This is a genomic window from Clostridium arbusti SL206 (assembly GCF_000246895.1).
Classification (GTDB): domain Bacteria; phylum Bacillota; class Clostridia; order Clostridiales; family Clostridiaceae; genus Clostridium_I; species Clostridium_I arbusti.
The window spans coordinates 1-3,946 of sequence record NZ_BAEV01000163.1; the positions used below are offsets into that span (position 1 = coordinate 1).

4 protein-coding genes are annotated in these 3,946 nt (G+C 25.3%); 2 read left to right on the forward strand and 2 right to left on the reverse strand.

Going from position 1 to position 3,946, the window contains the following annotated elements; translation table 11 throughout:
- Nucleotides 1–411: 411 nt before the first annotated feature.
- Nucleotides 412–1,545, reverse strand: a complete 1,134-nt coding sequence (locus RH99_RS17665; RefSeq protein ID WP_010241449.1) for a pyridoxal-phosphate-dependent aminotransferase family protein — start codon at nt 1,543–1,545, stop codon at nt 412–414.
- 84 nt (nt 1,546–1,629) lie between these two features.
- Nucleotides 1,630–2,445, reverse strand: a complete 816-nt coding sequence (locus tag RH99_RS17670; protein WP_243441514.1) for a hypothetical protein — start codon at nt 2,443–2,445, stop codon at nt 1,630–1,632.
- 348 nt (nt 2,446–2,793) lie between these two features.
- Here RH99_RS17670 and RH99_RS17675 point away from each other — a divergent pair, with 348 nt between their 5' ends.
- Entirely contained in the window at nt 2,794–3,387 is a 594-nt protein-coding gene (locus tag RH99_RS17675; protein WP_010241455.1) for a uracil-DNA glycosylase, read from the forward strand.
- A 116-nt stretch (nt 3,388–3,503) separates the two neighbouring features.
- Entirely contained in the window at nt 3,504–3,899 is a 396-nt protein-coding gene (locus RH99_RS17680) for a LysM peptidoglycan-binding domain-containing protein (protein WP_010241457.1), read from the forward strand.
- Nucleotides 3,900–3,946 lie beyond the last annotated feature (47 nt).

The window sequence follows — 3,946 nt, forward strand, 5'->3', positions numbered from 1 at the left end:
CTAACATCATCAATATAATTTGTCAACACTTTTTTGTTGAAATCTTTATTGATTTGATTTGTCATTTCTCAACGACATGTGTTAGTATATCATAATGTTTTTACTGTATATATTGTTATATATCCATTATTCACAATTATATTCATAATAATCAAATTATCTCGTTATTCCTCAATATATTACATAATGATACACTAGGACAAGTATTTAAGCATATAATCTCATGCCTCCCAATAATCACTTAAAATTTATTATATATAAACTATTATAAATTATCAGTATAATCAAATACTCATTTTATCAAATACCAATTTTTACTTATAATTAATTAAGTACATAATTTTAATCATGTAAATAATAAAAAGATCTACTTAGTTAAACAAACAACTAAATAAATCTTTCCTCTTAAATTTAAATCTTTTCAAAAAAAGTGCTAGCCATATCCTTATAAAATTTAAAACCATAATGTTCTAATGCTCTCTGTAATGCAAATAAAGTGTATCCCACCTTTTCAGGTCTAGCATTTTCACCCATATGTCCTATTCTAAATACCCTTCCTTCCAGATATCCAAAAGAACCTGTAATCATAACTCCATAATTATCAACCATATATTTTATTATTTTTTTATCATTTATTCCATGAGGAACATCAAATACAGTTACTGTATTTGAATAACCTTCCTCTATATGAATTTTTAGTCCTGAGGAAACCACTGCTGCTCTTGTAGCTGTGGCGATCTTATCATGTCTTTTAATTATATCTTCATCTTCCAGTAAATTATCTATTGCTCTCCTTAATCCAATTATATCGCTTATAGGCGGTGTATAAGGGAACCACTTATCTTTATAATAATCTTTCCATATTAAAAGATTGCAATAAAATGATGCTATTGGTGTCTGCCGATTTTCCATTACATGAAAAGCATCTTCACTTATAGTTAAAAATGTTAATCCTGGTGGTGCTGATAAACACTTTTGAGATGCACCTAAAACTATATCTATTTTCCAATTATCTACACTTACTTCTTCACCGCCCATACCTGCTACGCTATCAACTACTGTTAATATCCCTTTGTCCTTTAATATAGGACATATTTTATCTATATCATTTAAAACACCTGAAGGAGTATCACAATGTACTACTGTTGCATACTTAAAATTACTGTCCTTATCTAAAAATTCTTTTAGTTCTTCTATATCTATTTTTCTTTTCCTGTTATTTCTAAAATAAAATGGTTCTCCACCATATATCTTTACAAAATCTCCAAATCCCTCTCCGAAAATTCCGTTTTCTATTATTAAAACCCTATCTCCCTTTTCTGTTAAAGATGCACAGGCAGCTTCAAGTCCCAATATTCCTTCTCCACTTAAAATCCTTACTTCATTTCTAGTTTTTAAAAAGGTTGCTAATCTAAAACAAGTTTCCTTATAAAACTCATAAAAATTTTCATCAATATCAGGATTGGTAGTTTCCTCAGCTCTTGCCATTCTAACATTTTCAGATACCATAGTAGGCCCTGGTGTCATTATAAGAGAATTTTTCATTATATCACTCCTATATACAAATTTACTTTTCTATCTTTATATTATAATTCTTCATAAACTTTTAGTGAAATGTATGGATACAATCTATCTACTTTTTCTCCACTCACTAAGACTCTCATATTTATCATTTACAACATCATAATATAATATTTGTTTATTATCCTTATTAATAGCGAATCTATATATGTTTACATTATGATCTGAATGTTCCTCTCCTACATATACCCCATAATAATCTCTTATATATATATTAGTAGAATTCTTATCAGGATATCGTTCCACGTAAACAATACCTTTAGCATTATTATTATTCTTTAGAGAATCCACAAAGCTCTTAACTTCGCTTACATTATTTGTAATATAATCTATGAACTCCTTGTCTTTACTATTAGATTCATTTTTATCTTCTTGTGATTCAGCAAAGTAACTATTATCTTTATTATATATTATTTGCTTTAAATCTTTTTTACTTTTATCACAAATCACCTTAATATCTAAATTTTTGTTTGTATCTATTATCTCATAATCCCAATATCCATTAGCTGTTGCAATTTGCTTTATTAGATTTTTATAATATGTCTTATTATTAGTATCTATATTTTTTGCTAGACTTACATAAAATATAGGATAGGTTTTATTATTTTTAAATTCTACTTTTTTCACTTGAATATTGGCATTTTTAAATACATATTTAACAGGATGATTCCATTCATCTATATCTACAATAGTATTTAAATTATTGTTACTATATTTAGGACTATCGATTTCTAAATTTTTATTTTGTACAGTACTATTTATTTTATTTACATTTGTATTTGTAGAATTTGAATCTGAACTTATATCATTTGTTACATTGCTTACATTAGATTTACTTGTAGAAATATTTTTTATTTTGTACACGCTACTAATACTAATAAAGATGCTATTAGTATTATAATTATTGCAGTTTTTTTCATAATGTACCTCCATGTACTCTACGCAAATTAAATATACGTTATATAATAATCATCACAGATGGAATTTAATATGTTTTCTATGATTATATTTTTGATTATTATACACATTATAGCTTAAAATAGTATATATGCAACTATTAAAGTTATAATATACCATCATTATAACTTTACATATAATAATTTTTATTATAGAGTAACAAGAATAGCTTTGTTTTAAAATATACTTTATGTTTTAACTAAAAATCTATATAAAAATGTTTTTTTAATAAAATTAACAGAAGGAGATTACACTATGACACTAGAAGATTTAGAAATAAAAATAAAAAATATATCAGAAAATTATAAAGCTGAACCTATTGGTGGATGGATAACAGGAGATGGGCCAGTCCCTTGTGATATATTATTTGTAGGAGAAGCTCCTGGAAAAACTGAAGTTGAAACTGGAAAACCTTTTGTTGGTTTGGCTGGTAAAACCTTTGAAAAATATTTAAATTCTGTTGGACTTTATCGTAAGAATGTCCGAATAACAAATACATGCTTTTTTAGACCTGTAAAATTAAAAATTAGTAAAGCAAATAAGACTACCATAAGTAATAGACCTCCTAAAATTCCAGAAATAAATCTATTTAGAGAAATCTTAAATGAAGAAATTAAAATTGTAAATCCTAAGTTAATAATAACACTAGGTAATATTCCACTAAAGAGACTGACTGACTTTAAAAGTATTGGTGAATGTCATGGTAAAGTTGTATTCAATAGTATTATAGGAAAATATATTTTTCCTATGTATCATCCTTCTTCTTTAACTTATAATAGAAATGATGAATTTTTAAGATTATATGAAAATGACTGGTCCCTATTAAAGAATCTCTTGAAAACAATTTAAAATTTTTAATATTAAAAATAAAGATTCATATTTTTATTTACAATATATGTATAATATTCCTGCTCATGGTTAATAATTACTAATATATTAATTTAATATTATGAGGTGATTTTATCATGAGTAGAAATAAGCTCTTATTAATCTTATCATCAATTCTTGTATTACTTATTTGTAGTAGTTTAGTTTATAATGATCAGCAAAACAGTATATCTTTAAAACCTAGTTACAATATAATAAATGAATCTTCATCAAAGTCTAAACCTACTTTTTCAGAAGAATCAAATAAAAACATAGTTAAAGTAAAAACTGATACTTTAGATTATACCTATATAAATTATAAAGTAAAGTCTGGAGATGATTTATATAGTTTATCTAAAAATTTCATGCCTACTTATTTAACAGCTGGGGTTGTTAAAGAAATTAAAGAAAAAAATAATTTAAGAGATGACAAAATACAGGCTAATATAGTATTAGAAATACCCGCAGAGAAAACTATTATAAATAAAAAATAATAACAATGAATCAAATACATGTAAACACTCTAGTATTCATAAATACG

Bases quoted from the DNA above. Each gene is read 5' to 3' on its own strand.
- RH99_RS17665 (WP_010241449.1), bottom strand. From the start codon at position 1,545: ATGAAAAATTCTCTTATAATGACACCAGGGCCTACTATGGTATCTGAA.
- RH99_RS17675 (WP_010241455.1), top strand. From the start codon at position 2,794: ATGACACTAGAAGATTTAGAAATAAAAATAAAAAATATATCAGAAAAT.
- RH99_RS17680 (WP_010241457.1), top strand. From the start codon at position 3,504: ATGAGTAGAAATAAGCTCTTATTAATCTTATCATCAATTCTTGTATTA.